Raw genomic sequence first — 25385 nt, 5'->3', positions numbered from 1 at the left:
ATAAACTTAGTTTTATTATTTAATTGAATGATATTCTAGAAAAAACTCAAAGCATTTCGTAAGATTTATAAAAAAATGTTAATTTAGGCACATAATAGATATGTTGGCACTATTTTAGTTATATTAATATCAACATTTATATATAATTTTGACAAGAAAGACAATGATGAAAAAATTAAATTTTTTATTACCAGTACTTGCAGTAATAATGCTTTTAACAAGCTTTATAAGGTTAGAAAATACTGATCCAAAGGATAAAGCTTTAATAACAATTTTAAATTATGTTTTAACGCAGTGGCATTATGAACCAAGGGAAATTAATGATGATTTTTCAGAAAAAGTTTATGATAATTTTTTAGAACGTTTAGATCCTTCTAAAAGATATTTCTTGCAATCTGATATTGATGAACTTTCTAAATATAAAAAAGACATAGATGATCAAATTAAAAAAGAAGATTTAACCTTTTTTAATTTGGCGATTGAACGTTTTAACCAACGTTTTGAAGAATCTAAAACCTACTACAAAAATATTTTATCTTCCAAAATAGATTTTGACTCAAAGGAAACATTAAATGTTGATTATAAAAAAGTTAATTTCCCAAGCAATCAAAACGAATTAATTCAACGCTGGGGTAAATTAATGAAATTTAGCACTTTAACACGTATTTATGACAAAGTTCAAGAAGAAGATGATAAATTAAAAAAGGATGATACTTATAAAATAAAATCATTTTCAGAACTTGAAATTGAAGCTAGAAAATCTACCTTATCAAATATGGATGAATATTTTGTTAGATTATCAGAATTAGAACGTTCAGACTGGTTTTCAACTTATATAAATTGTATTTCAGAATTATTTGATCCTCATACAACTTATTTTGATCCAATTACTAAAAAAGGATTTGATCAAAGTATTTCAGGTAAACTAGAAGGAATTGGTGCTAGACTTCAAAAAAAGAATGAATACACCAAAGTGAGTGAATTAGTTAGAGGTGGACCTGCTTGGAAACAAGGTGAATTAGAAGCTGAAGACTTAATATTAAAAGTTGCTCAGGGTGATGAAGAACCTACTGATATTGTAGGTATGAGATTAGACCACGCTATAGAATTTATAAAAGGAAAAAAAGGAACAGAGGTAAAATTAACTGTAAAAAAAGTTGATGGTTCTATAAAAATAATATCAATAATAAGAGATGTTGTTGAATTAGAAGAAACCTTTGTTAAATCAAGCGTAGTAAAAAAGGATGGTAAGAAATTTGGAATTATAGACTTACCAAAATTTTATATAGATTTTGACGAAAAAAATTATAGAAATTCAACTACAGATATGACTCAAGAAATTGATAGGTTGAAAAAAGAAAATATAGATGGTTTGGTTATAGATTTAAGAAATAATGGAGGTGGATCATTAAAAACAGCCATTGAAATTTCAGGTTTATTTATTAATCAAGGACCTGTTGTACAAGTAAAATATAGAGATAAAGAAGCCGAAGTAAAAAAAGATACAGACTCAAAAATACAGTGGGATGGACCTTTAGTTGTTTTAGTGAATGAATTATCTGCATCTGCTTCAGAAATTTTTGCTGCCGCCATGCAAGATTATAATAGAGCTGTTATTATTGGAGGAACGCAAACATATGGTAAAGGAACCGTTCAAAGTGTTCTTGATTTAAACAGATATCATAATTTAAATGAAGATCTTGGAGCCTTAAAAATTACAATTCAAAAATTTTATAGAATTAATGGAGGTTCAACTCAATTAGAAGGAGTTCATTCTGATATTGTACTACCAAGTAAATTTTCATATATGGAAATTGGTGAAAGAGATTTAGAAAACCCATTAAAATTTGATAAAGTGCCGCAAGCTTCATATGCCTTGTGGAATAAATATGACAACTTTAATACAGTTATTAATAATAGTAAAAAAAGAATTGCTGACAATAAATATTTTAAATTGATTGATGATAATGCTAAATGGTTAAAAAAATCTCAAGATGATTCTATAATCTATTTAAATTATGACAATTATAAAAATGATATAGAGATACATAAAAAAGAATCAGACAAGTTTAGTGCAATTAAAGATTACACAACAAACCTAACTTTTCAATCTCCTTTATATGAGCAAACCCTTGAAAAAGATGATGAAGATTTATCTGAAAAACGTGAAATCTGGCATAAAAACTTAAAAAAAGATATTTATGTTGCTGAAGCTTTAAATGTATTGGATGATTTAAAATTGAAGCCAAAGTATCATTTAGTAAAAAATTAATTTTAAAAAGTTGTAACTTTATATTTATAAAGACAAACTATTGAATACAAAAACAAATTCACTTTCAAAATTAGCACTCCAGAAGTTTAAAAAAAGCACTACTGGAGTGTTTAGTTTTTGGTATATTATTTTGTGTGGATTTATAGCTATTTTTGCCTATATACTTGCGCCAGACAATAGCAGTAATGCAAATCAAATGCATTTAGAAATTCACTCTAAAAAACCTGGGTTTGAAGTGTTAATGCTTACGCTTCCTACAAAACGTGTTGATGATCAACCTTTTTTTAATAAATTTCTATATGGTAAAAAACAACCAATTACGGAAATACCAATCTCCCATTTTAAAATTTCAAACAATAGTTTAACCATTTTTCCTTATACTGAAATTGGCTCAAAAAACATATCTAAATTGTACCCCATTTCAATATTTGAAGGGAATGAAATTACTAATTATATAAAAACAAAAAAATTCTATTTAGGAACCGATAAATATGGAAGAGATTTATTAAGCAGAATGATTATTGGAACCCGAATTTCATTTTTTATTGGGTTTATCGCTGTTTTTATATCTTTAATAATAGGAATTTCTATAGGTGCAATAGCCGGGTATTTTGGTGGTAAAGTAGACGCTTTTATAATGTGGATTATTAATATAACGTGGTCAATACCTACACTGCTTCTTGTTATTGCAATAACACTTGCTCTTGGAAAAGGATTTTGGCAGGTTTTCATTGCCGTGGGTTTAACAATGTGGGTTGAAGTTGCACGTGTAGTTAGAGGACAAATTATGAGTGCCAAACAAATGCAATATGTTGAAGCTGCCAAAGCTCTAGGTTTCTCAAATTATAGAATCATATTTAACCATATACTTCCAAATATTATGGCTCCTGTTATTGTTATATCGGCCGCTAATTTTGCCGGTGCAATTTTAATTGAAAGTGGCTTAAGTTTTTTAGGTATTGGAGCGCAACCTCCCACTCCATCTTGGGGAGCTATGATTAAGGACCACTATAGCTATATAATTCTAGGAAAGGCATATTTAGCCGTTATTCCAGGTTTAGCAATAATGAGTTTAGTAATGGCTTTTATGTTAATAGGTAATGCCTTACGTGATGCTTTAGACGTGAAAAATTAGTTGTCCATAATTTCTTTTTACCATTCCTTCAACTATAAAACAAGCTTTAAATTTAAAAGAAATATTAAAATAAAACAGCTTTTTATAATTTATAAAGATAAACAAACAGCTCATCCAATCATTATATTTTTATTTAATTACCAATTTTATATTTATAAAGTTTGAAGTACAAAAAACTTAATTATCAATTAAAATTACTCCATTACCACTTAAATACCAAATAGTTAAACAACTGCTTCACATTAAATAATATTTCGAATTTTAATAATCTCAAAAAAAGACCATCCTACTTATTTCACCCACTTTAAAAATTAACTTAAAAACTTTTTCACCTTTAAGAAGGTAACAATTAATCTATTTTTTTGATATACAAATAAGCATTATAAATTATTAATGTAGCTATTAACAAAAATCAAATTTCATTATGAAAAAATTAAGCATTCTTATTTTTTTTGTGTTTGTAACCACTAGTTACTCACAAAATATTAGCAATAACGCGAGCAGAAGTAATACAACCTCTTCTAAAGCACAAGACCATAACGCAAGTAGAAGTAATACAACCTCTTCTAAAGCACAAGATCACAACGCGAGCAGAAGTAACACAACCTCTTCTAAAGCACAAGATCACAACGCGAGTAGAAGTAATAAAACTTCTTCTAAAGCACAAGACCATAACGCGAGCAGAAGTAACACAACCTCTTCTAAAGCACAAGATCACAACGCAAGTAGAAGTAACACAACCTCTTCTAAAAAATAGTGGTTCAATAATACTAACAAAACCTAAAAAATAAAAAGCAGATAAAAAAAAGAAATTAAAGTTTAAAAGACCTCCTTGTTAAGAAGCTCTTTTTTATTCAAAATCATGTAAATTAGCAATCTGAAAAATTATATATGGATTTCGAAGTTACTTTTAACACAAAATGGTCAGATTTTGACCCAAACAGACATATGCGCCACACTGCATATAATGATTATGCCGCCGAAGTAAGAGTTAGATATTTTCAAGAACACGGCTTATCTATTAATGAATTTGCGAAGTTAAATATTGGACCAATTCTTTTTAAGGAAGAAACTTCTTTTTATAAAGAAATTAATATTGGAGAAAACATTACAGTTCATATGGAATTAGAAGGTGTTTCTAAAGGTATTGAACGCTGGAGATTTAACCATCAAATTTATAATAAAGATGGTATTTTATCTGCGGAAATTAAAGTTTACGGAGCTTGGATTGATTTAATAAAAAGAAAATTAACCTCTCCACCTGCTGATTTTGTGAAAATTTTTGAAGGATTACCTAAAACGGAAAACTTTAAAGAAATTCCGCTAAAAAGTGAGAAATAGAAAAACTATTTACATTGTTTTAACTTTAATATTTTCAGTTGGATTTTATCTATATGATAATTTTTCAACTGAAGATTTTATAGAAACAACAAAAGAAAAAACTTCCAATATAAAATTAGATCTTTCTCCAACTTCAACTACTGGTCAAATTATAGAACATGCCTTTTATAAACTTTCATATAGCGAAAAAGATGAACAGGCAGAATGGGTAGCCTATCAATTAAAAGACGAAGATATTTCTTCTTCAAACTTTAAACGTCCATATTTTATAAAAGACCCTAAAGTTTTAACCAAAAGTGCTCATTATAAAAATTATTCAAAATCAGGTTTTGATAAAGGTCACCTTTGTCCTGCAGGAGATAGAAAATTTTCAAAATTAGCTTATAATGAAACATTTTTAACCAGTAATATATCTCCTCAAGAGCATAAATTTAACGCTGGTATCTGGAACCGTTTAGAACAAAAGACAAGGTATTGGGCAAAGAAATACAAAAGTGTTTATGTTGTAACTGGTGGTGTTTTAAAAAACACTTCAAAAACAATTGGAAGTGAAAAAATTACAGTCCCTAATTATTTTTACAAAATTATTTTAGACTATCAAGAACCAGAAATAAAAGCAATTGCCTTTTTAATTCCTCATAAGGAATCAAAGAGTGCTCTATATAAATTTGTAACTTCTATTGATGAAATTGAAAAAATTACAGGCATTGATTTTTTCCCTAAACTAGAAGATTCCTTAGAAAACAAATTAGAGAAATCTTCTAACTATTCCAATTGGATTTTTAGATAAACAAGATTTCAAAATTATAAAGGTTAACTAACTTTACAATAATATGTTTAGTTGTTAGTACTCACTATTTTTTCTAACTCTAACCTTTTAAATCCAGACATATCTAAATTCACTAAAGAATTAATAATTAGCTAACTATTAATTTAGATAATCTAGGTGGACTTTATAAAACATTTAACTCAAAACCGTAAAAAAAGGCTTTCTAATTAAGAAATAAACTTTTAATGGTAACATTTTTAAGTACTTGTTGATATAGTAGTAAAGAAACAAACTATAAAAACAACTATTATGGAAACTAAATTATTAATCTCAGCTTTTTTATTAATTTCAACAATAGTTATTTACAAACTTCAAAAAAGGCTTTGATCACTTAACAGTTATAGAATGAATAAAGTAGAATTAACTGGCTCTTTTACAAAAGATACAAGCAATTGAAATTCTTCTAAAAATGTTTCGAAACTAAACCCGATGGGACTAAAGCTACAGATTATAATTGCTCTGGACGCACTCTGGACGTACTCTGGACGTAATAAATGAAAACATTAAATAAACAATTATCTATATAATTTAGTTTGTAGAGATCTATTTTAATAACCTTTATTTTAAATACAAAAAAAAAGAGTTGACTTTCATCAACTCTTTTTTTTATATTAAAATCTTATTTTTAATTCCAGAACATTGAATATAATGCAACTAAAATTAACATTATTGCAAAGGCTCCAATATTAAATAATGGACTTGTTTTAAACAATTCTTTTGTAATTTCAATTGCTTTTTCATCATCCTTCCCTTTATGTTGAATTAAACTAGTAATAATAATTACAACCATAGTTAAAACAGCGGTTAAACCCATTTGGTCCATCCAAGGCATTGAAGTAGCTTTAAAAGCTAAAGCAATTGGAATAGAAACTAACGCTCCAATAATTGCTGCTTTGTTTGTTGTTTTTTTCCAGAATAAACCTAAAATAAATACGGCTAAAATACCTGGACTTACAATTCCTGTATACTCCTGAATAAATTGGAAAGCTTGATCAATTCCTCCTAAAAGAGGAGCCATAATACAAGCAATTATTAAAGCAACACCAGCAGAAATTCTACCCATATTTACGGTAGCTTTATCACTAGCATTTTTATTGATATATTGCTTATAAATATCCATCGTAAAAATTGTTGACGTTGAATTTAACATTGAAGCTAATGATGATACAATAGCCGCTGTTAATGCTGCAAATGCAATTCCTTTCATACCTGTTGGTAAGAATTGTAATAACCAAGGATACGCTTTATCTGCTTGATCTAATGATGGTAGGTTTTTTAAACCAGCTTCACCTAAACGAGCCATAATTTCAGGATCATTTACCATAACCCAAGCAGCAATACCAGGAACCACTACAATTACAGGAATTATTAATTTTAAACCTGCAGCTAATAAAATACCTTTTTGAGATTCTTTTAACGATTTAGCAGCTAAAGTTCTTTGAATTATATATTGGTTGAAACCCCAGTAATAAAAGTTTGCTACCCATAAACCTCCTACTAAAACTCCTATACCAGGCAAGTTGTTATATTCAGGGTTAGATTCATCTAAAATCATTGCAAATCTTTCAGGAGCAGCTTCATAAACTTTACTTATTCCGGCTAACACACCTTCTCCACCTGATACTGTATTTAAGGCTAAATATGTTGTTACTAAACCACCTAATACCAAGAAAATAACTTGAATAACATCTGTCCAAGCCACTGCTGAAAGCCCTCCATATAAAGAGTAAGCAGCTGCAAACAATGCCAAACCAATTACACCATACATCATAGGAACTCCCATAATTGTTTCTAATGCTAATGATCCTAAATATAATACAGAAGCAAGGTTAACAAATACATAAAGAGCAATCCAAAATACAGCTAAGATAGTTTTTAAGTTTGTTGAAAATCGTTTTTCAACAAATTCAGGTATTGTATATAATCCTTTTTCAATAAAAATTGGTAAAAAATACTTACCAACTATTATTAATGTTATGGCCGCCATCCATTCGTAAGAAGCAATTGCCAAACCTAGAGCAAATCCAGACCCTGACATTCCTATAAATTGTTCTGCAGAAATATTGGCTGCAATTAAACTTGTTCCAATAGCCCACCAAGGTAAAGATTTACTTGCCAAAAAGTAATCTTCAGCATTTTTTTCATGTCCTTTTTTATCTCTAGATACCCATAAACCTACCCCTAAAATAAGAACGGCATAGGCTATAAAAATGACGTAATCTAAAATTCCGAAAGTTGTTGTCATAATAATATATAAATTTAGTTTATTGTTGATTATAAATTAATTCCTAACTTATACTAATTACAAATATCAATTATATCTCATCTTTAAAAAGACACTATTGAATTATTTTGTATGAGTTATGGTTTAATTTGGTTAATTATTTGGTTTCACTTATTGATGTTCCTCCACAAGGGTTGGCCTCAAATGCTGTTAACTTGATATTAAACTTATCAAAATATGCTTTTTCAGCTGCTTCAGAAAACTCTTTAACAGCGTCTTCTTTAATTATGTTAATAGTACAACCACCAAAGCCACCACCCATCATACGAGAACCAATTACTGAATCATAATTTTTAGAAAAATCAACTAAAAAGTCTAATTCATCACAACTTACTTCGTATAATTTTGAAAGCCCTTCATGAGTTGCATACATATTTGCACCCATTTCATCAAGTTTGTTGTTTTTTAAAGCTTCAACAGTATCTAACACACGAACTTTTTCATCAACTACATAAGAACATCTATTATATGTAACATCATCTAAAATTCCTTTAAACTCAGTTAACATTTCAGGAGAAACATCTCTTAAAGATTTTACTTCTGGATATTTCTTAGCTATTGTTTCTACACCAGCTTCACACATGGCTCTTCGCTTATTGTATTCACCATCTGCTAAATTATGAGAAACATTGGTATTTAATAACAATATTTTATAAGGCTTAATTGTAATTGGAACATATTCATATTCTAATGATTGGCAATCTAATAAAATTACATGTCCATCTTTACTCATTACAGATGCAAATTGATCCATAATTCCACATTTAGTTCCAACATAATTATGCTCAGCCATTTGACCAATTTTAACCATTTGTAACCTTGTTAAACCTAAATCAAATAATTCATTCAAACCAAATGCTAAACCACATTCTAATGCTGCTGAAGAACTAATACCTGAACCTACAGGAATATTACTATCCAATGTACAATCAAAACCTTCAATTTTATCAGTTAACTCCTGAATACCAGAAATTACACCTAAAATGTAATTTGCCCATTGTTCTTTACTTGGTTTAACATCTTTTAAACTGAAAGAAAAGTCTGTGTTAAAATTAGCACTGTGAACTGTACACTTATCAGCACTACCATTCTTTCTAAATTTAAATTTAATTATTTTGTCAATTGCGGTAGGCAATACAAATCCGTTATTATAATCTGTATGCTCTCCAATAATATTAATTCTACCAGGAGAATCAACTACTAAATCGTATTCTGTAGCCATAATACTTTATATTTTTATTAATTTGGTTTAATTTTTATAATGCTCTTAATTTATCAGCCGCAAATTCTGCTGTGATATCTCGTTGAGGCATTGCAAACATTTCGTAACCTACCATAAATTTCTTAATTGTTGCAGATCTTAATAATGGTGGGTAAAAACTCATATGCCAGTGCCATTCTTCATAATCACCACCATCTGTTGGTGCTTGGTGAATACCTGCTGAATATGGGAATGATGTATCAAACAATTTATCAAATTTTTGAGTTAAAGTTTTTAACTGCTCAGCAAAATCTTCTTTTTGCTTATCTGATAATCCTTTAATATTATTCATTTGTTCTTTTGGTACAATCATAGCTTCATAAGGCCATTTTGCCCAAAACGGAACCAAAGTAACAAAACTATCATTTTGAGATATTATTCTTGTTCCTTCTTCTAATTCTTGTTCAATATATGCTTGTAGTAAACTTTTACCATTCTTTTCAAAATATTCTTTTTGAGATTCAGTTTTATGTTGAATTTCAGAAGGAATTGAGTGTTGCGCCCAAATCTGACCATGTGGATGTGGGTTACTACATCCCATAATTGCACCTTTATTTTCAAATATTTGGATGTAATTTATTTCAGGTAAACTTCCAAGTTCTGTATATTCTTTTTGCCAAGTTTCAACAACATCTATTAACGCTGGTATTTCCATATCTGGAATTGTTAATGAATGATTTGGTGAAAAACAAATTACTTTACAAATTCCATTTTCTCCTTCAGCTTTCATTAAACCTTCATTGTATTGAAAATTTGGAGTTTCTTTTAAAAGTGCTCCAAAGTCATTTGTAAATACATTAGTGCTTTTATAATCTTCATTTACCTCTCCACTAATTCTAGAGTTAGTTGGACATAAATAACATTCTGGATCGTATGCTAATTCTTCTTTTTTAGCATTGGTTTCTGTTTTACCTTGCCAAGGTCTTTTATTTCTATGTGGAGAAACAAGTACCCATTCTTTTGTAAGAATATTATATCTTCTGTGTGGATGATCTTCTAAAAACGAATTCATAATAAGTTTGGTTTAATTTATTTTATAATTTATTGTAAATATCAAATTCAACAGTCTTTAAATTTCAAACTTCTCTTCCAACCTTACTCTAGCCTCTTAAAGTTCAAAGACTTATTAATAAACGTCAAATTTACATTTATTTTTTATATTTTAAAAATTTTATGACTAAAAAGTATTTAATTTAGAGCTCAAAATTGGAGCCTTTCGCAATAAAAGCATCAAATTTATCCTTATTAAACATATATAAGAAAGCTCCTTTCTTGGAACTACTCTTATCTTTCTCTCCTGTTTTTGTTAAAATATCAAACGAAAGTATCTTTTTTCTAAAATTTCTATCGTCCAATTTTCTTTGATAAACACATTCATACAATGTTTGTAATTGTGGAATTGTAAATTTTTCAGGTAATAATTCAAATCCTATAGGCTGATGAGATGCTTTAGCTCTTAATCTCTTAAAAGCATCATCTACCATTTGTCTATGATCTAATATTAAATCTGGTATATCATCAAAATCAAACCAATGAGCATCATACTTTTCTACACTTTTTAATTCAAAATCGCTAATACGAATTAAACTAAAAAACGCTACAGAAATAACCCTTTCACCAGGATCCCTATCTACTTTACTATAAGTTTGTAACTCTTGAAGATAATTATTTTCAAGACCAGATAACTCCAATAAAATTTGTTTAGCTGCATTATTAAGGCTTAAGTTATTTTTTATAAATGCACCAACAAGAGACCACTCACCTTTAAGAGGCTCTACCTTTCTTCTAAAAAGTAGTAATTTTAACTTTTCAGAATCAAATCCAAAAATAATACAATCAACTGCCACTAATATCTTTTCTTGACCCTTATAAATAAGTGACGAATCCAATAAATTCATAATTTTATTTTATTTGAAAACAATTACATTAAAATAACCGTTGATTATACAATTAAAAATTGGTTAGCTAACTTACTACAATTTTAGGAATTATTTTAATTTTATTTTGAGGAAAAAAAAAGCTTATAAAAGTAAAAAGCTTCTCATTTCTGAGAAGCTTTTTTTTGGTGCGGGCGGAGAGACTCGAACTCTCACACCTTGCGGCACTAGATCCTAAGTCTAGCGTGTCTACCAATTCCACCACGCCCGCTTTATTATTGTGCGTGCAAATATACACAATTGTTTAAAATTGCAAAGGACATGTTGAATATTTTTTTTAACAATATAAAACCAAATTAATTTATGTATTTTTGAGTATAATTAATCCTAAAATTTTAATGGAAAATATAAAATCATATATCAGTCAACATAAAGATAGATTTATTAATGAATTGATTGAATTATTAAAGATACCTTCTATAAGTGCAGACAGTGCTTATAGCCAAGATGTATTAAATACAGCTGATGTAATAAAAGATTCACTTATTAAAGCTGGCTGTGACAAAGTAGAGATATGCGAAACACCAGGATACCCAATTATATATGGTGAAAAATTAATTAATCCTGAATTACCTACTGTTTTAGTTTATGGGCATTATGATGTTCAACCTGCAGATCCAATTGAACTTTGGACCTCTCCTCCGTTTGAACCAATTATTAAAACTACTGAAACACATCCTGATGGAGCAATATTTGCTCGTGGAGCTTGTGACGATAAAGGTCAAATGTACATGCATGTAAAAGCATTAGAATATATGACTGTAAATGGAAATTTACCTTGTAATGTAAAATTTATGATTGAAGGTGAAGAAGAAATTGGATCCTCTAGTTTGGCTTGGTATGTTAAAAGAAATCAAGAAAAATTATCTAATGATGTTATATTAATTTCCGATACAGGAATGATTTCAAACTCTCAACCTTCAATAACAACAGGTTTACGTGGTTTAAGTTATGTTGAAGTTGAAGTAACAGGACCAAATCGTGATTTGCATTCAGGTTTATATGGTGGTGCTGTAGCAAACCCAATAAATATTCTATCAAAAATGATTGCTTCATTACAAGATGAGAACAATCATATTACTATTCCTGGTTTTTATGATAATGTAGAAGAATTATCTTTAGAAGAAAGAGCTGAAATGGCGAAAGCACCTTTTTCATTAGATGCATATAAAAACGCCTTAGACATAGATGATGTACATGGAGAAAAAGGCTATACAACCAATGAAAGAAATTCTATTCGCCCTACATTAGATGTAAATGGTATTTGGGGAGGATATACTGGTGAAGGTGCAAAAACAGTTATTGCTAGTAAAGCTTATGCTAAAATTTCCATGCGTTTAGTTCCAAATCAAAAATCAGAAAATATTACTGAATTATTCACTAAACACTTTGAGAGTATTGCTCCTAAATCAGTAAAAGTTAAAGTAACTCCACATCATGGTGGTGAAGGTTATGTTACACCTATAGATAATATTGGTTACAAAGCTGCAAACAAAGCTTATACTGAAACTTTTGGTATTCCTGCAATTCCACAACGTTCTGGAGGTAGTATCCCAATTGTAGCCTTATTTGAAAAAGAATTAAAAAGTAAAACTATTTTAATGGGATTTGGTTTAGATAGTGATGCAATTCACTCTCCAAACGAACATTTTGGAATTTTCAACTATTTAAAAGGAATTGAAACTATTCCTTTATTCTATAAATATTTTACTGAAATGTTTAAGTAAGAAACTTAAAAAAACAGAAAAAGAAGCTTTCTAAAAAGTGAAATTTACGTAAACCTGAACTTATTTCAGAAAAACGAATCTTATTATCTTTTAGAAAGCTTCTTTTTTATTTCTAAGCTATCTGTTTTTTCTTAGCCAACAAAATATGGTCACAAACTAATACCAACTCGTCTCTTTGATTGAAAATCTCAACGTGTTCATTTATTTGACCCAATTCTGGACGTTTTGATTCTTTTTTCTCGCTGATTGTAATAACTACCCTAATGGTATCTCCAATATGTACAGGCTTTACAAAACGCAATCTATCATATCCCTTTGAAAAAGCTTCTGGATTAATCTCAGTTGCTGTCATTCCAATTCCAACGGCAAATGTTAAAGTTCCGTGTGCTATTCTTTGTTTAAAAGGTTGGGTAGCGCACCACTCTGCATCCATATGGTGAGGAAAATAATCTCCTGTATGGCCTGCGTGAACAACAAAATCAGTTTCTGTAATTGTTCTCCCTAATGTTTCTCTTTTACTACCTAACTCGTAGTCTTCATAAAATCTTGATATAATATACATCTATTCTTATTTTTTTTATTACTTAGTTTATAATTTCTTTTTACAAAAATGCTTATTTATTTTATATCCTTTAAAATTCTTATAATGAACAAATAAAATCTTCTAAATTTATTTCGCTTGAAATTCCTAATTTTTTTCTTAATCGATATCTTATTGTATGCACAGATTCAACAGATATACCCAATAAACTAGCCATCTTTTTGCTTGAAATATTTAATTTAATTAAAGCACATATCTTTTGGTCTCTTTGACTTAAATTGGGATAATTAGTTGTTAGTTTTTTATAAAACTTATCATTTACAGAGGTAAACCTCAATTTAAATTCCTGCCAACTCTTTACATTACTAATTGTAATAGAATTTGTTAATTTTTTAATTTCACTAATACTAATATCATCTTTCCCTGTTTTAAGCTTACTCTTTAATTGCCGTAAAAATTCATCTTTTTCAGCTAATTGTAACGCAAAACTTGCTAATTCTTTATTTCGTAATTCTAAAGTTTCATTTGCTTTATTAATTTCTTTTTTCTTGTTCTTTTTAATTATTCGTTTTTCAATTTTATGTTGAACTTTTACAGACCACAAATAAACAAATCCGATAATTAAAGTTGAAATAACAATTATTACAAGTATAACTCTGTGCAACAATAAAATTTCATCATTATGTTTATGTTTTTTAAATTCTTGCTCTTTTAATATTTCTGCTTGATTTTTCTTTTCTATCCTAAATGCATCTTTTATCTCCAATAAAGGTCTATTATTCTCACTTCTACTATCAAAAAATTGCGCATCTAATTTCTTTGCCATTTCAGTATTTAAATAAGCCTCATAAAAATTATTATTTCTTAAACTTATTTTTGCCAATTTTTCATAAATTAAAGGAGTAAAATCAATATGCGCATTATATTTTTTTGAAATCTCTAGAGCTTTTTCGTAAAAATACCTACTATTAGAAAGGTCATTTTTTTTCGCATAAATATCTCCTAAACAGGAATTCACCAAAACCCCATAAGAAGGTTTACAATCTCTAAACCAAGGAATTGCATCTAACAATAAATCTTCCGCTTGTTCTAAATTATGATCCTCAGACAATAATACTGCTTCTTCAACCTGTATTTGTTTTCTATTAATTATACTTGAATCGTTATAGAAAATTAAACAGCTATCTAAGCACTTTTTGGCATTATCAAATTCATTTAACTCTCTATATATTTTTAGTTTTTCATAATAATTCTCAACTAAAATCTCTGAAGTTTTAATTCCTTTTTTAATAAGATTTTTTCTAATCTCTAATGAGTTATTTAAATAATCAATTGCGATATCTTTTCTTCTATAAAATGAATAAAGTCTTCCTATTCGCACAAACAATAGTGCTTTTAATTCTTTATTATTTATTTCATCAGCCAATAAAAGTGCTTTCCAATAAAAATCGTAAGCCTTATTATAATTTGCTCCATGGCTATTATTAACCCCTATTTCCATTAAAATCTTAATTGCTCCAATAGTATCACCTTCTTTTAAATGTTTCTCAGATTTTTCTTTAAGAAAGTTTACTGAATTTTCAATATTCTTATATCTTATTATGGTTGCTTCTTTTATTACATTTTTAATTGACAGACTTAATGAATCACTTTGTGAATAAACTACATTTGCACCAAAAACTATAAAAAACACTATTTTTAACAATAAAAAATCACTTTTTACCTGCAATAATTCCCTCATACTAAAATTTAGACTTTAAACAATACCTCTTTTACAAATTTAAAAACTAATAAAACACTGTGTTTCTTCCTTTTAAACTAAATTAAACAACAAGTAATATTTTAATTATAAACAAGTAATGAAGCTACTAAATTAAACTAAAATACTTTTACTCACAATTTAGAATACATAAAAAAGCCGATAAGAAAATTAAATTCCCTACCGACTTTTACAACCTCTATTTCTTTACTATTAATTCGCTAAATTTGGATTTCTTGCAACTGCATCAGCAGGAACTGGAGCTAAATAAGTACTAGTTTCTAAACTACCAATAATTGGGCTATGCTCAGGAACAGGACCACTAACATCATCTCTTACAGAAAGTACCTCTTTTACTTTTTCCCTACGCATTAAATCATACCATCTTTTATATTCACCCGCAAACTCCCATTTGCTTTCTTCAAATGCTAAATCAGCTAAATCTCCTGAAGTTAAATCTACACTAGGGTTTGGAGTAGCAAATGGCAAACCAGCTGCTCTACGTCGTATTTTATTTAATGCTTCCCACGCGTCTGGAGTTACATTACCTGAAAGACCAGATGCTTCAGCATAAATTAACAATATCTCAGCATAACGCATAATCATGTCATTTCTTTCTGTAATAAAATCACCAGGTTTTAAATCACCAGGAGGCCCTGTAATTTTTTTAAATATTGGACTTTTCTGAGCATTAAAAGTTAACCAATCTAACTCAGTTCTATAAGTAGCCTCTTTTCTTGGCCCTTCTGGGAAATCTTCAAAAAATTTAATTTCTGCAAAAGTTTCATTCCATCCACCTAAATCGGCAGGTAAACCTAACCTACTAAATTTTCTATTACCTACGGCATTATTTGGACAACCTACACAATATGCTATTGTATACATAGATTCTTTACTAAAACGCCCAGCCAATGTCCATAAATCTTCTAAATCATCTACTAAACCAAAACCATGCATTTCTGCATTATCCATAACATTTTTAGCAGTTGAAGCTGCCAATGCATATTTCGAATTATCTTTTATTGGAAATCCTGCCCAATCCATATACAATCTTGCTAAAAGTGCTTTAGCAGAACCTTTATTTGGTCTTGGAGCCCCTGGAAGAACACCGGGATACACATTAGGAAGTCTTTCTTCTGATGCTAAAAAATCAGATTCAATTTGCATATATACTTCTTCTATAGAAGATCTTGAGATATTAGGATCTGGAAATTTTGTAAGCGGTAATGGAATTCTTCCATGTACACGTGCTAATTGATAAAATAGAAAGCCTCTTAAAAAATAGGCTTCACCTATATATTGTTCTAAAAGAACCTGATTTACAGCTTCTAAACCTACCAAACCAGCAGAACGCTCTAATACTCCGTTAATAGCATTTACTGCATCAAAAATTGCATTCCAGTTTCTTAACAATCTATTGTTTGTAGATAAAACAGCTCTTTGGTCAAATTCTCTAAAATCTGCTTTATTCAACCCTCTATGAGTTGTCATATCATCTCCACCCCAAGCTGGTGCGTAAAAAGTAGTCATACGTGCTGCTAAAGTCACCTGACTATAAACTCCTCCAATACCACTATCCATTTCTTCTAAACTTCCAAAAGATTCAGGTGGTAAGTTGAACTCAGTTGGATCTGGGTCTAATTCTGCGCAACTTTGAACAGTTACACCTATTACAGCAAATACAAAGAACAAACCAAAAACTGGCAAAATTCTAAATATTTTATTTAATTTAATTGTTTTCATATATTTTAATATTTTTATTTAATTTTTGACTTAACTAACACCTATTAAAACTGTACTTTAACACCTATGGTGAATGATACAGGATTTGGATAAGCACCTACATCAATACCTGCTCCAGCATCTGTATTAGCACTTTCTCCTGTATATGATCTTACGTTTGAAGAAACTTCAGGATCAAGACCTTTATAGTCAGTTATTAAAAATAGATTTTGTCCACTTGCGTAAACTTGTAAGCTATTTATACCTTTAATTAAATTATCATTAAAAGTATATCCTAATTTAAGATTGCTCAATCTAATAAAATCTCCTTTTTCAATCCAACGTGATGAATTCAATACATTTGCTGTACCGGCTTTAGGAAGGTCTGTTTCGTTTTCAGGTGTCCATCTGTCATAACGATCTGGAGACAGATTACTTCTGTTACCGCCGTTACCTGTAATAACTCCTCTAACTTGGTTCCATACTTCAAATCCAAATGATCCGTTTAAGAACATGTTTAAATCCCAGTTCTTATAAGTAAATGTATTATTAAATCCAAATGTTACATCTGGCATTCCACTTCCAAGCGTATTAAATTCAATTTGATTATTTTCATCTAATTTAAACTTTTCATCACCAGGTTGGAATAATGCATTTCCATCACCATCAACTGGGATATTATCTGTAGACTTCCATGTTCCTTGAGCTTCATAACCCCAGAATGTACCTAGTGGCTCTCCAACTTTTATAACATTTAATCGGATTCCACCTCCACCAATACCGGCAGCGTTACCAACAATAAATTCTGTATCACCATTCAATTTGGTCACTTCATTTTTAATTTTTGATACATTTAAACTAGCATCCCAACTAAAGTCATCTGAATTAATAATATCTGCAGATAATGAGAAATCAATACCTTTATTATTAACCTCCCCTGCATTTATAAATGTTCTAATAGATGTACCTGGTATAATAGTTTGTAGTAATAAATCTTCAGTATCTTTATTAAAGTAATCAATAGAACCTCTAATACGTCCATTTAAGAAACCAAAATCTAAACCTATATTAGTTTGAGCTGTTGTTTCCCAAGTTAAATCAGGATTTCCTTCTTGTGATTGAACCGACCCTGTATTTGTTGTTTCTCCATCAATAGTATACAATCCAGAATTATTATTTAATGAGAACCTTGCTGATGCATTGATGTTTTGGTTACCTACTTTACCCCAACCAGCTCTTAATTTTAAGCTAGATAAAGGACTATTTTCAATAAATTCGAATTTACCTAAGTTTAATGCTACAGCTCCTGAAGGGAAATACCCAGTTCTATTACCTTTAGCAAATTTAGAAGATTCATCAATCCTCATAGATGCGGTTAAATACAATGTTCCATCATAATTATATTGCGCCCTACCTAAATAAGATTGAATTGATGTTTCATTTCCTGAATTAGAAAAACTTTCATTAGCACTATCATCTGCTAAGTATAGACCTCCAACATTTAAATCCTGTACACTATAACCATTACTAAGGCCACGAGCTCCCTGAAATTCATACACCCCTGTTACATCAAGACTATGCTTATCAAATTCCTTTTTCCAATTTAAAATATTACTCACCTGATGTGAAGTATCATTAAAATTTCTATAAGAAATGTTAGAGAATCCTGTAGCTGCAAAATCACCTTCAATTCTAAATGACTCGGTATCACTATGCAATGTTGAAATTGACGTAATTAAAGTATACGTAAAGTTATCAGTAAAATTATATGTACCATTTAAAGTAATATTTAAACGATCTGCAAATACATCATGGTTACTTAATTCAAATCTTCTAATTGGATTATAATTATTATTTGCAACCTCTCTAATAGATCTTAATACATATTCTCCATTCTCATCACGTACTGGTGATGTTGGATCCCAAGTTATTGCTCTTGTAATTGGACTACCATCTCCACCACTAAATACATCTTGGTCATTATGTGTAATTTCTCTACTTGCAGTAACATTTGCAGAAATAGTTAATTTATCATTAAACTTTTTACTTAAATTAGATCTAAAAGAATATCTTTTATAAGCAGAAGTTATTTGAACCCCGGTTTGATCAATAAAATTACCTGATAAAAAATATTTTACTCCATCATCTGTTCCTCCACTAATTGAAAGTTGAGTATTGTTTGTAAACCCTTGTTGAAACATCATATCTTGATATTTTAATGGGTTTGCTTCAAAATCTGCAATTTGAGCCGCTGAGTAAGGTGCATCTGCCGGATTATTAACTGGGTTTGCAATAAACTCTTCGTTTTCTAATCTTGCAAATTCTGCAGACCCTATAACTGGTATACGTTTGTTCATACTTGAAAAAGTAACAAACTGATCAACAGAAACTTTCGCTTTTCCTGAACCTTTTTTAGTAGTAACTAAAATTACACCATTAGAACCTCTAGAACCATAAATTGCTAATGCAGATGCATCTTTAAGCACCTCCATAGATTGAATGTTATTAGGGTTAATTGTTCTTAAATCGCCACCAAATACACCATCTACAACAACCAATGGGTCGTTATTACCTGTAATTGAGTTCACCCCTCTAATTCTTACTTTAATTCCCTTTCCAGGTGCTCCTGATCCTGCAACTGTTACCCCTGCAGCTCTACCTTGTAAGGCATTCTCCACACGAGTCATTGGTTGATCTTCAAAAGACTTTGCTGTAACTTGTGCTACTGCACCTGTAACATCACTTTTCTTTGCTGTACCGTACCCAATAACTACTACTTCATCTAACGAAGCAACATCAGGCTCAAGGTTTACATTTATTGTTAAGTTGCTTCCTACAGTTACCTTCTTTGTTCTGTAACCAACAAAAGAAAATACCAATACATCTCCTTTATTTGCTGAAATATTATAAATTCCATCAAAATCTGAAGTTACACCTGAAGAAGTACCTTGTTTAATAATGTTTGCACCAGGAACACCCTGGTTTGTTTCATCAGTAACCTTACCAGTTACTGTTTGCTGAGCATAAATTTGTTGTACACTCATTAATGCTAAAAAAACCCCAAAAACGGAAAGTCTCCTTAAAATTCGCATAAAATTTTTTGTCATAATTCGATTAGATTGAGTTAATAAATAATTTGGATATTTTTTTTGCAATTCGAGTAACTATTTGGCTATTGTATTATAAGATTCCCCTTGCCAATTACCGCTTTTTGAAGTACAAATAAATTAAAGTTCTACTTGCAATATAAACTTTTTTTATAAAAAAACTCAACCAACATAGATAATATAGTATATTTTTCAGGTAAAAAAGCACATTTTATTTGTTACTATTAAATTCTTTAAAGTATCATTTAAGTTACTTTAGTTACAAAAAAAATGATTAATAAATGTAAAATCGACTCTTACTACTCTAGCTTGGTAGGTTTTATGTTAATTAATATATTTTCATAAAAAAAAAGCTCAAAAGGATTAACATTAATCCTTTTGAGCTTTTTTTATTTCTTTTGAGAAAAATTCAAAAAAAGTATTATTCAAGCATTTTTCATTTAATTATAGAGAAAACATCATGATAATTGTTATTATTTACAACAAAAATATATGATCTATTTTTACCTTCTACTTCAACCATATTTCTAACATCTTTATCTACAAAAAAACCTGATTCTAAGTTTGAAATATATTTAAAGGATCCAGTATTATCACCTTTCAAAAAAGCTCCAATACCTCCATCTGCTCGTGTAGTTTCAACTTCAGATTGGTAATTATTCCCGGCCAACAATAAGTCTTTAATTCCATCATTATCAAAATCATTAAATAAAATACTATTTATTGGAGATCTTTGAACTAAATTAGAAAAAGGTTTAAAAGCAAAATCATTACCCCCATTATTAATAAAAATACCAGATTTAAACTCGTTAACCTCATAATGTAATGCCGTTTTTATACCTGCACCAACAATCCCTTCAATATCTCTACTTGCAAAACTCTCATAAGTTTTAATTTTATTATTTAAATGTGGCATTTGTTGAGCTGTACATCCTTTACCTCTAACTGGAACTTGTTTATTATTATAGTATTTTGCTAAAAACACGTCTTCTACTCCATTAAAATCAAAATCTTTAGCATATACGTGGAATGGTTTTTCTGTTGAAGCATGAAACTTATAATTTAGCCCTAAATTTCCAGCAACTATATCTTCATCTCCATCATTATCTACGTCTGCAATCAATAATTTATTCCACCATCCTTTCGCGGAATTTAAAGAATTGTAATAGTTACTTTTCTCAAATTTTCCATCAATATTTAAAAACACTTCAATTCCCATCCATTCACCACAAACAATCAAATCTTTGGTATTGTCCTTATTTATATCAAACCAAACAGCATCTGTAACCATTCCTACAGTTTCTAATTCAGGTGCTACGTTAGAAGTTTCAATAGTGAAAGTTCCTTTATTATTGTTCAACAAATAACTAATTGGAGCATGTGGATATTTATTTGGTATAACTCTACCTCCTACAAATAAATCTAAATCTCCATCGTTGTCATAATCTGAAGGCACAACTACAGAACCAGCAGATAACATTTCTGGTAAATTATTCTTAGCTAATTTAAAATCTCCTCTTCCGTTATTTAAATACAATCTATCTTGTAACATTCTTGGATTTCTGAAAAATTCATAACTTCCACTTACAACATATAAATCTTGATCACCATCATTATCTGCATCAAAAAAGCAAGCTCCCACATCTTCTTTTTGTTTATCAAAAAGAAAATCAGAAACAGATTTAGTTTTAAAACCATTTTTCCTATCTCCTAAAAGTAACTGACCTAGTTGACCATGACCTCCACCAATGTAAACATCTTCAATTCCATCTTTGTTAACATCTGCTTTTGCAATTGCAGGCCCAGTTTGTGATAGTTTATGTGGCAATAATACTTGATAATTGTAATCATTAAAATAAGGATCTACATGCTTATAATCTGTATTTAATTTAGCAAAAATAAGATTGCTTTCTTTTTCTGTTTCGTTTGAAACATCCTTCAATACGGCATTTGCATACTTTATTTTAACATTCTGATTTGCACTAATACCTGTCAATTCTTGTTTTTTCCCATCTTGCCAAACAATTTCCAATTTTTTAATAGAATCATTCTTTTTTAACCCAAAATGCAATTTATTTGAAACTGATGATAAAAATCCACGCGTATTTACTAACTGTCTAGTCTGTAAAGTTCCATTTTCTAAATAAATATTAGCTATAACCCCATTACCAAACTTATTTGTTTTGGGGCCTTCAAATGAAATTTGTAAAAAATTTCCTTTATTCAATTCTATTGCATTGTTTTTTAATAGCGTTGCATTATCATTAATATTATTTACTATTAAATCCAAATCACCATCATTATCTAAATCCGCATAAGCTGCCCCATTTGAAAATGTAGCTGTTGAAACTGTCCATTTAGTTGAAGTATTTTCAAAAGTTAAATCTTCATTATTTTTAAAAAAATAATTAACTAATTTTTGTTGAGGGAACATTTTTGCATAGTTAAAGAAATCTTCAGAAGTAGGTTTTCTATTATTCTTTCTTAAAATCCCCAAAATTTTATTATTCATGTCTTTGTCTATCACATCTCTATACACTCCATTTGTAACATAAATATCATTATAACCATCCAAATCAAAATCAGCAGACAATAATGACCAACTCCAATCCGTATCGGCCATTCCCGCCATTTTACTAATATCACTCATAGTTCCATTACCATTATTAATATGTAGCATATTGTGCATATATTGATGATGATATCCTTTACTAACCATTTCTTCAAAAACACTAATAGATGTCATTCCCATAGTAGTTTTTGACCTCACATAATCCTCTGGATTCATATCTAGAGTCATTAAATCTAACAAACCATCATTATTAATATCAGCTAAATCACCACCCATACTATTGAAAGACATATGTTTAAATAACTCATCACGACTTTCAGTAAAAGTACCATCTCCATTGTTTAAGTAAGCAAAATCAGGAATATTAAAATCATTATTAACATATATATCTAACCAACCATCATTGTTAAAATCTCCAATTTCTGGATTTAATCCAAAACCAGTTTCTGGCATAATTCCTGCCTTTTTAGAAACATCTGTAAAATGACCAGTTCCATCATTATTATATAATCGATCACTTCCCTTTTGAGTAATAGTTTCAGGATCATTTTGTAATGTTTTTAAATCTATTACTTGAGTTTGTTTTCTGCTTACAATATCAGATGCATTTGAAACATAAACGTCTAAATCATTATCATTGTCATAATCAAAAAATATTGCATTTATACTTCTATTGTTATCTGCCAAACCAAGCTCCTTTGCTTTTTCAGAAAAAGTTAGATCTCCGTTATTTATATATAACATATTTTCAAATTCATTATTATCATTCACGGCACCTCCTCTTGAAATATATATATCTAAATAGCCATCGTTATTCACATCAACAACAGAAACTCCAGTATCAAAACCAGCTCTTTTTTTAACACCTGATTTGTTTGTAATATCTTCAAATTTTAAATTTCCTTTATTCAAATAAAGCTTGTTATCATGAGTATTCGACGTGAAAAATAAATCTACCAATCCATCATTATTAAAATCGGCTGTCGCCACACCACCTCCAATATATGTGTAATTGTATTGAAAATAATTAACATCAAGAGTTTCCTCTAATTTATTTACAAAAGTAATACCTGAATCTGTTGAATTAATGGCTGTAAATAATTTTAATTCTGAATCTTCAGTTTTAATATCTAAAGTTTGTTTTTTTGAATCTTGACAAGAATTCAAAATAGAAATCACGAAAATTAATACTATTAATCCACTAATTTTCTTGAGTATTTTAATTAATCTCATTTTTAAATATTTATTCTAAGTTGGTTGGTTAGTTTATAAAAGATAAGGCCTATACTTTCAAATATACAAAATTGTTTTTTCTATAAATAAAAAAGCGGTAAGATTTTTCAAATCTTACCGCTTTTGAAAACACTAATTCAAATATAATTTAGTTCGCCAAATTCGGATTTAAATCTATCTCTATTTGAGGAATAGGAGCATAATAATTATCTGTAGATAATGAACCTAAAACAGGATTGGCTATTGGAATATTTGTATCCAACGGAGTACGTGCATCATTATTTAATGCATCTGCAACTCTTTCCATTCTAACTAAATCATTATAACGTAAAAACTCTCCGGCAAATTCCCATTTTCTTTCTGTAAATGCCAATTCCGCTAAATCACCTGAAATAACATCTACACTAGGATCTGGCGTATTAAATGGATTTCCAGCAGCTCTTCTTCGGATCATGTTTAAAGCTTCCCAAGCATCTGCACTATTAGCACCAGATCTTCCAGATGCTTCAGCATAATTTAATAAAACCTCAGCATAACGCATATAAAAATCGTTTCTATCTGTAGACCATTGACTTGGTAAATCTCCAACTGGGCCAGCAACTTTTGCAAATATAGGTTGTACTTGATCTTTAAAACTTTTCCAATCTAAATCTGTTCTATAGGTAGCTTCTTTTCTTGGTCCTTCTGGAAAATCTTCAAAAAATCGAACTTCTGCAAAAATTTCTGACCAACCACCTTCTACATCAGAAGGATATCCTAAAATACCATATTTTCTATTACCTAAACCAGCTGGGTTATTATAGGCTATCGTCCATACAGATTCATTGTTGAATCTATTTGAAACTTTCCATAAATCATTTAAATCATCCAACAATTCAAAACCATGAGCTGTATGGTTATCTATTACTTTTTTTGCAACGTTAGCTGCATCTGTATATTTTGCATTGTCTTTTACTGGAAAACCAGCCCAATTCATATACAAACGAGACAACATTGCTTCGGCACTTCCTCTGTTTGGACGAGGTGCTCCTGCTAATACACCTGGATAAATATCTGGAAGTAAGCTTTCTGCTAATAATAAATCACTTTCAACTTGTTCATAAACTTCTACTTGTGTAGCTAATTTTATGTCAAAATCTGGAGTTGATGTTAAAGGCAAAGGAATTCTACCATGAATTCTAGACATATGTAAGAAAAGTGTTCCTCTTAAAAAATGAGACTCACCTAAAAGTGTATTATAACCGTCTTGATCTGGCACATTTAGGCCTTGAGCACTTTCTATAACTGCATTTACCGCACGAATCATAGAATAAACATCTTTATAATTACTTAATGATCTTGGATTATCACCGGCAACATTCATTTGGTCATATTCTCTAAATGGCGCTTTATTTAAAGCTTTGTGGGTAGTTATATCATCACCAGCCCAACCAAAAACATTAAAGGTTGTCCACTGAGCAGCGGTACGTAATTTCCCATAAACACCAGTTACACCTAGGTTAAAATCCTCTAATGATGAAAATTCTCCAGGAGCCAACTGCGATTTTGCAGGGTCTTCATCTAAGTCAGTACAGCTTTGTATTGACACTACAAACACCAGTAATACTAATGATATACTGCTGCTCAAATATTTTATGAATTTATTTTTTGTATACATAATATAAT

General features: G+C 29.7%; 16 protein-coding genes and 1 tRNA gene. 6 read left to right on the top strand and 11 right to left on the bottom strand.

What is annotated here, in order from left to right; genetic code table 11:
- The first annotated feature begins 163 nt into the window (after window positions 1-163).
- The 5 genes from DAD81_RS01490 to DAD81_RS01470 all read left to right on the top strand — a co-directional run bounded on the left by DAD81_RS01490 (window position 164) and on the right by DAD81_RS01470 (window position 5538).
- A complete protein-coding gene (locus DAD81_RS01490) occupies window positions 164-2272 on the top strand; it encodes a carboxy terminal-processing peptidase (RefSeq protein WP_317047307.1) in 2109 nt (702 codons plus the stop codon).
- 40 nt (window positions 2273-2312) lie between these two features.
- Window positions 2313-3407 carry an ABC transporter permease gene (locus tag DAD81_RS01485; RefSeq protein ID WP_111706455.1) on the top strand — a complete coding sequence of 365 codons (1095 nt, stop codon included), beginning with the start codon at window positions 2313-2315 and terminating at the stop codon, window positions 3405-3407.
- A gap of 424 nt (window positions 3408-3831) precedes the next feature.
- On the top strand, window positions 3832-4164 hold the full coding sequence (locus DAD81_RS01480; RefSeq protein WP_111706454.1) for a hypothetical protein: 333 nt from the start codon (window positions 3832-3834) through the stop codon (window positions 4162-4164).
- Between the two features lie 134 nt (window positions 4165-4298).
- Complete coding sequence (locus DAD81_RS01475) at window positions 4299-4748, top strand: acyl-CoA thioesterase (protein ID WP_111706453.1); 450 nt, start codon at window positions 4299-4301, stop codon at window positions 4746-4748.
- Complete coding sequence (locus DAD81_RS01470; RefSeq protein WP_111706452.1) at window positions 4738-5538, top strand: DNA/RNA non-specific endonuclease; 801 nt, start codon at window positions 4738-4740, stop codon at window positions 5536-5538. The genes DAD81_RS01475 and DAD81_RS01470 overlap by 11 nt, the downstream gene beginning before the upstream one ends.
- 664 nt (window positions 5539-6202) lie before the next feature.
- On the opposite strand, the gene DAD81_RS01465 is transcribed toward DAD81_RS01470, so the two are convergent.
- From DAD81_RS01465 to DAD81_RS01445, 5 genes are all read right to left on the bottom strand, one after another.
- Window positions 6203-7822 carry a sodium/sugar symporter gene (locus DAD81_RS01465; protein WP_111706451.1) on the bottom strand — a complete coding sequence of 540 codons (1620 nt, stop codon included), beginning with the start codon at window positions 7820-7822 and terminating at the stop codon, window positions 6203-6205.
- Window positions 7823-7958: 136 nt separating this feature from the next.
- Window positions 7959-9083 carry a galactokinase gene (gene galK, locus DAD81_RS01460; RefSeq protein WP_111706450.1) on the bottom strand — a complete coding sequence of 375 codons (1125 nt, stop codon included), beginning with the start codon at window positions 9081-9083 and terminating at the stop codon, window positions 7959-7961.
- Window positions 9084-9117: 34 nt separating this feature from the next.
- A complete protein-coding gene (locus DAD81_RS01455; protein ID WP_111706449.1) occupies window positions 9118-10134 on the bottom strand; it encodes a UDP-glucose--hexose-1-phosphate uridylyltransferase in 1017 nt (338 codons plus the stop codon).
- 181 nt (window positions 10135-10315) lie between these two features.
- Window positions 10316-11020 (bottom strand): NUDIX hydrolase, encoded by a 705-nt coding sequence (locus DAD81_RS01450; protein WP_111706448.1) that lies wholly within the window; start codon window positions 11018-11020, stop codon window positions 10316-10318.
- Between the two features lie 165 nt (window positions 11021-11185).
- Window positions 11186-11270 (bottom strand) — tRNA-Leu (locus DAD81_RS01445).
- Window positions 11271-11397: 127 nt separating this feature from the next.
- On the opposite strand from DAD81_RS01445, the gene DAD81_RS01440 reads away from it, so the two are divergent.
- Window positions 11398-12786 carry a dipeptidase gene (locus DAD81_RS01440; RefSeq protein WP_111706447.1) on the top strand — a complete coding sequence of 463 codons (1389 nt, stop codon included), beginning with the start codon at window positions 11398-11400 and terminating at the stop codon, window positions 12784-12786.
- A gap of 112 nt (window positions 12787-12898) precedes the next feature.
- Here DAD81_RS01440 and DAD81_RS01435 read toward each other — a convergent pair whose 3' ends face one another.
- The 6 genes from DAD81_RS01435 to DAD81_RS01410 form a co-directional block, all read right to left on the bottom strand.
- Window positions 12899-13348 carry a MaoC family dehydratase gene (locus DAD81_RS01435; protein WP_111706446.1) on the bottom strand — a complete coding sequence of 150 codons (450 nt, stop codon included), beginning with the start codon at window positions 13346-13348 and terminating at the stop codon, window positions 12899-12901.
- Window positions 13349-13427: 79 nt separating this feature from the next.
- Window positions 13428-15068 carry a tetratricopeptide repeat protein gene (locus DAD81_RS01430; protein ID WP_111706445.1) on the bottom strand — a complete coding sequence of 547 codons (1641 nt, stop codon included), beginning with the start codon at window positions 15066-15068 and terminating at the stop codon, window positions 13428-13430.
- A 231-nt stretch (window positions 15069-15299) separates the two neighbouring features.
- Window positions 15300-16829: a RagB/SusD family nutrient uptake outer membrane protein gene (locus tag DAD81_RS01425; protein WP_111706444.1), complete on the bottom strand. Its 1530-nt coding sequence runs from the start codon at window positions 16827-16829 to the stop codon at window positions 15300-15302.
- A gap of 44 nt (window positions 16830-16873) precedes the next feature.
- Complete coding sequence (locus tag DAD81_RS01420) at window positions 16874-19915, bottom strand: SusC/RagA family TonB-linked outer membrane protein (protein WP_111706443.1); 3042 nt, start codon at window positions 19913-19915, stop codon at window positions 16874-16876.
- A 436-nt stretch (window positions 19916-20351) separates the two neighbouring features.
- Entirely contained in the window at window positions 20352-23720 is a 3369-nt protein-coding gene (locus DAD81_RS01415; RefSeq protein WP_111706442.1) for a VCBS repeat-containing protein, read from the bottom strand.
- Window positions 23721-23868: 148 nt separating this feature from the next.
- Entirely contained in the window at window positions 23869-25377 is a 1509-nt protein-coding gene (locus DAD81_RS01410) for a RagB/SusD family nutrient uptake outer membrane protein (protein WP_111706441.1), read from the bottom strand.
- Between the last annotated feature and the right edge of the window lie 8 nt (window positions 25378-25385).

This window comes from Lutibacter citreus (assembly GCF_003260195.1).
In the GTDB taxonomy this organism is placed as follows: domain Bacteria; phylum Bacteroidota; class Bacteroidia; order Flavobacteriales; family Flavobacteriaceae; genus Lutibacter; species Lutibacter citreus.
Note: the sequence above shows the minus strand (reverse complement) of the source record. Positions and strands in the feature narration are given on the sequence as shown.

Excerpts from the sequence above, each read along its gene's own strand:
- DAD81_RS01490 (WP_317047307.1), top strand. The coding sequence starts at position 164 with ATGATGAAAAAATTAAATTTTTTATTACCAGTACTTGCAGTAATAATG.
- DAD81_RS01480 (WP_111706454.1), top strand. The coding sequence starts at position 3,832 with ATGAAAAAATTAAGCATTCTTATTTTTTTTGTGTTTGTAACCACTAGT.
- DAD81_RS01475 (WP_111706453.1), top strand. The coding sequence starts at position 4,299 with ATGGATTTCGAAGTTACTTTTAACACAAAATGGTCAGATTTTGACCCA.
- DAD81_RS01465 (WP_111706451.1), bottom strand. The coding sequence starts at position 7,822 with ATGACAACAACTTTCGGAATTTTAGATTACGTCATTTTTATAGCCTAT.
- galK (WP_111706450.1), bottom strand. The coding sequence starts at position 9,083 with ATGGCTACAGAATACGATTTAGTAGTTGATTCTCCTGGTAGAATTAAT.
- DAD81_RS01455 (WP_111706449.1), bottom strand. The coding sequence starts at position 10,134 with ATGAATTCGTTTTTAGAAGATCATCCACACAGAAGATATAATATTCTT.
- DAD81_RS01450 (WP_111706448.1), bottom strand. The coding sequence starts at position 11,020 with ATGAATTTATTGGATTCGTCACTTATTTATAAGGGTCAAGAAAAGATA.
- DAD81_RS01440 (WP_111706447.1), top strand. The coding sequence starts at position 11,398 with ATGGAAAATATAAAATCATATATCAGTCAACATAAAGATAGATTTATT.
- DAD81_RS01435 (WP_111706446.1), bottom strand. The coding sequence starts at position 13,348 with ATGTATATTATATCAAGATTTTATGAAGACTACGAGTTAGGTAGTAAA.
- DAD81_RS01430 (WP_111706445.1), bottom strand. The coding sequence starts at position 15,068 with ATGAGGGAATTATTGCAGGTAAAAAGTGATTTTTTATTGTTAAAAATA.
- DAD81_RS01425 (WP_111706444.1), bottom strand. The coding sequence starts at position 16,829 with ATGAAAACAATTAAATTAAATAAAATATTTAGAATTTTGCCAGTTTTT.
- DAD81_RS01420 (WP_111706443.1), bottom strand. The coding sequence starts at position 19,915 with ATGACAAAAAATTTTATGCGAATTTTAAGGAGACTTTCCGTTTTTGGG.
- DAD81_RS01415 (WP_111706442.1), bottom strand. The coding sequence starts at position 23,720 with ATGAGATTAATTAAAATACTCAAGAAAATTAGTGGATTAATAGTATTA.
- DAD81_RS01410 (WP_111706441.1), bottom strand. The coding sequence starts at position 25,377 with ATGTATACAAAAAATAAATTCATAAAATATTTGAGCAGCAGTATATCA.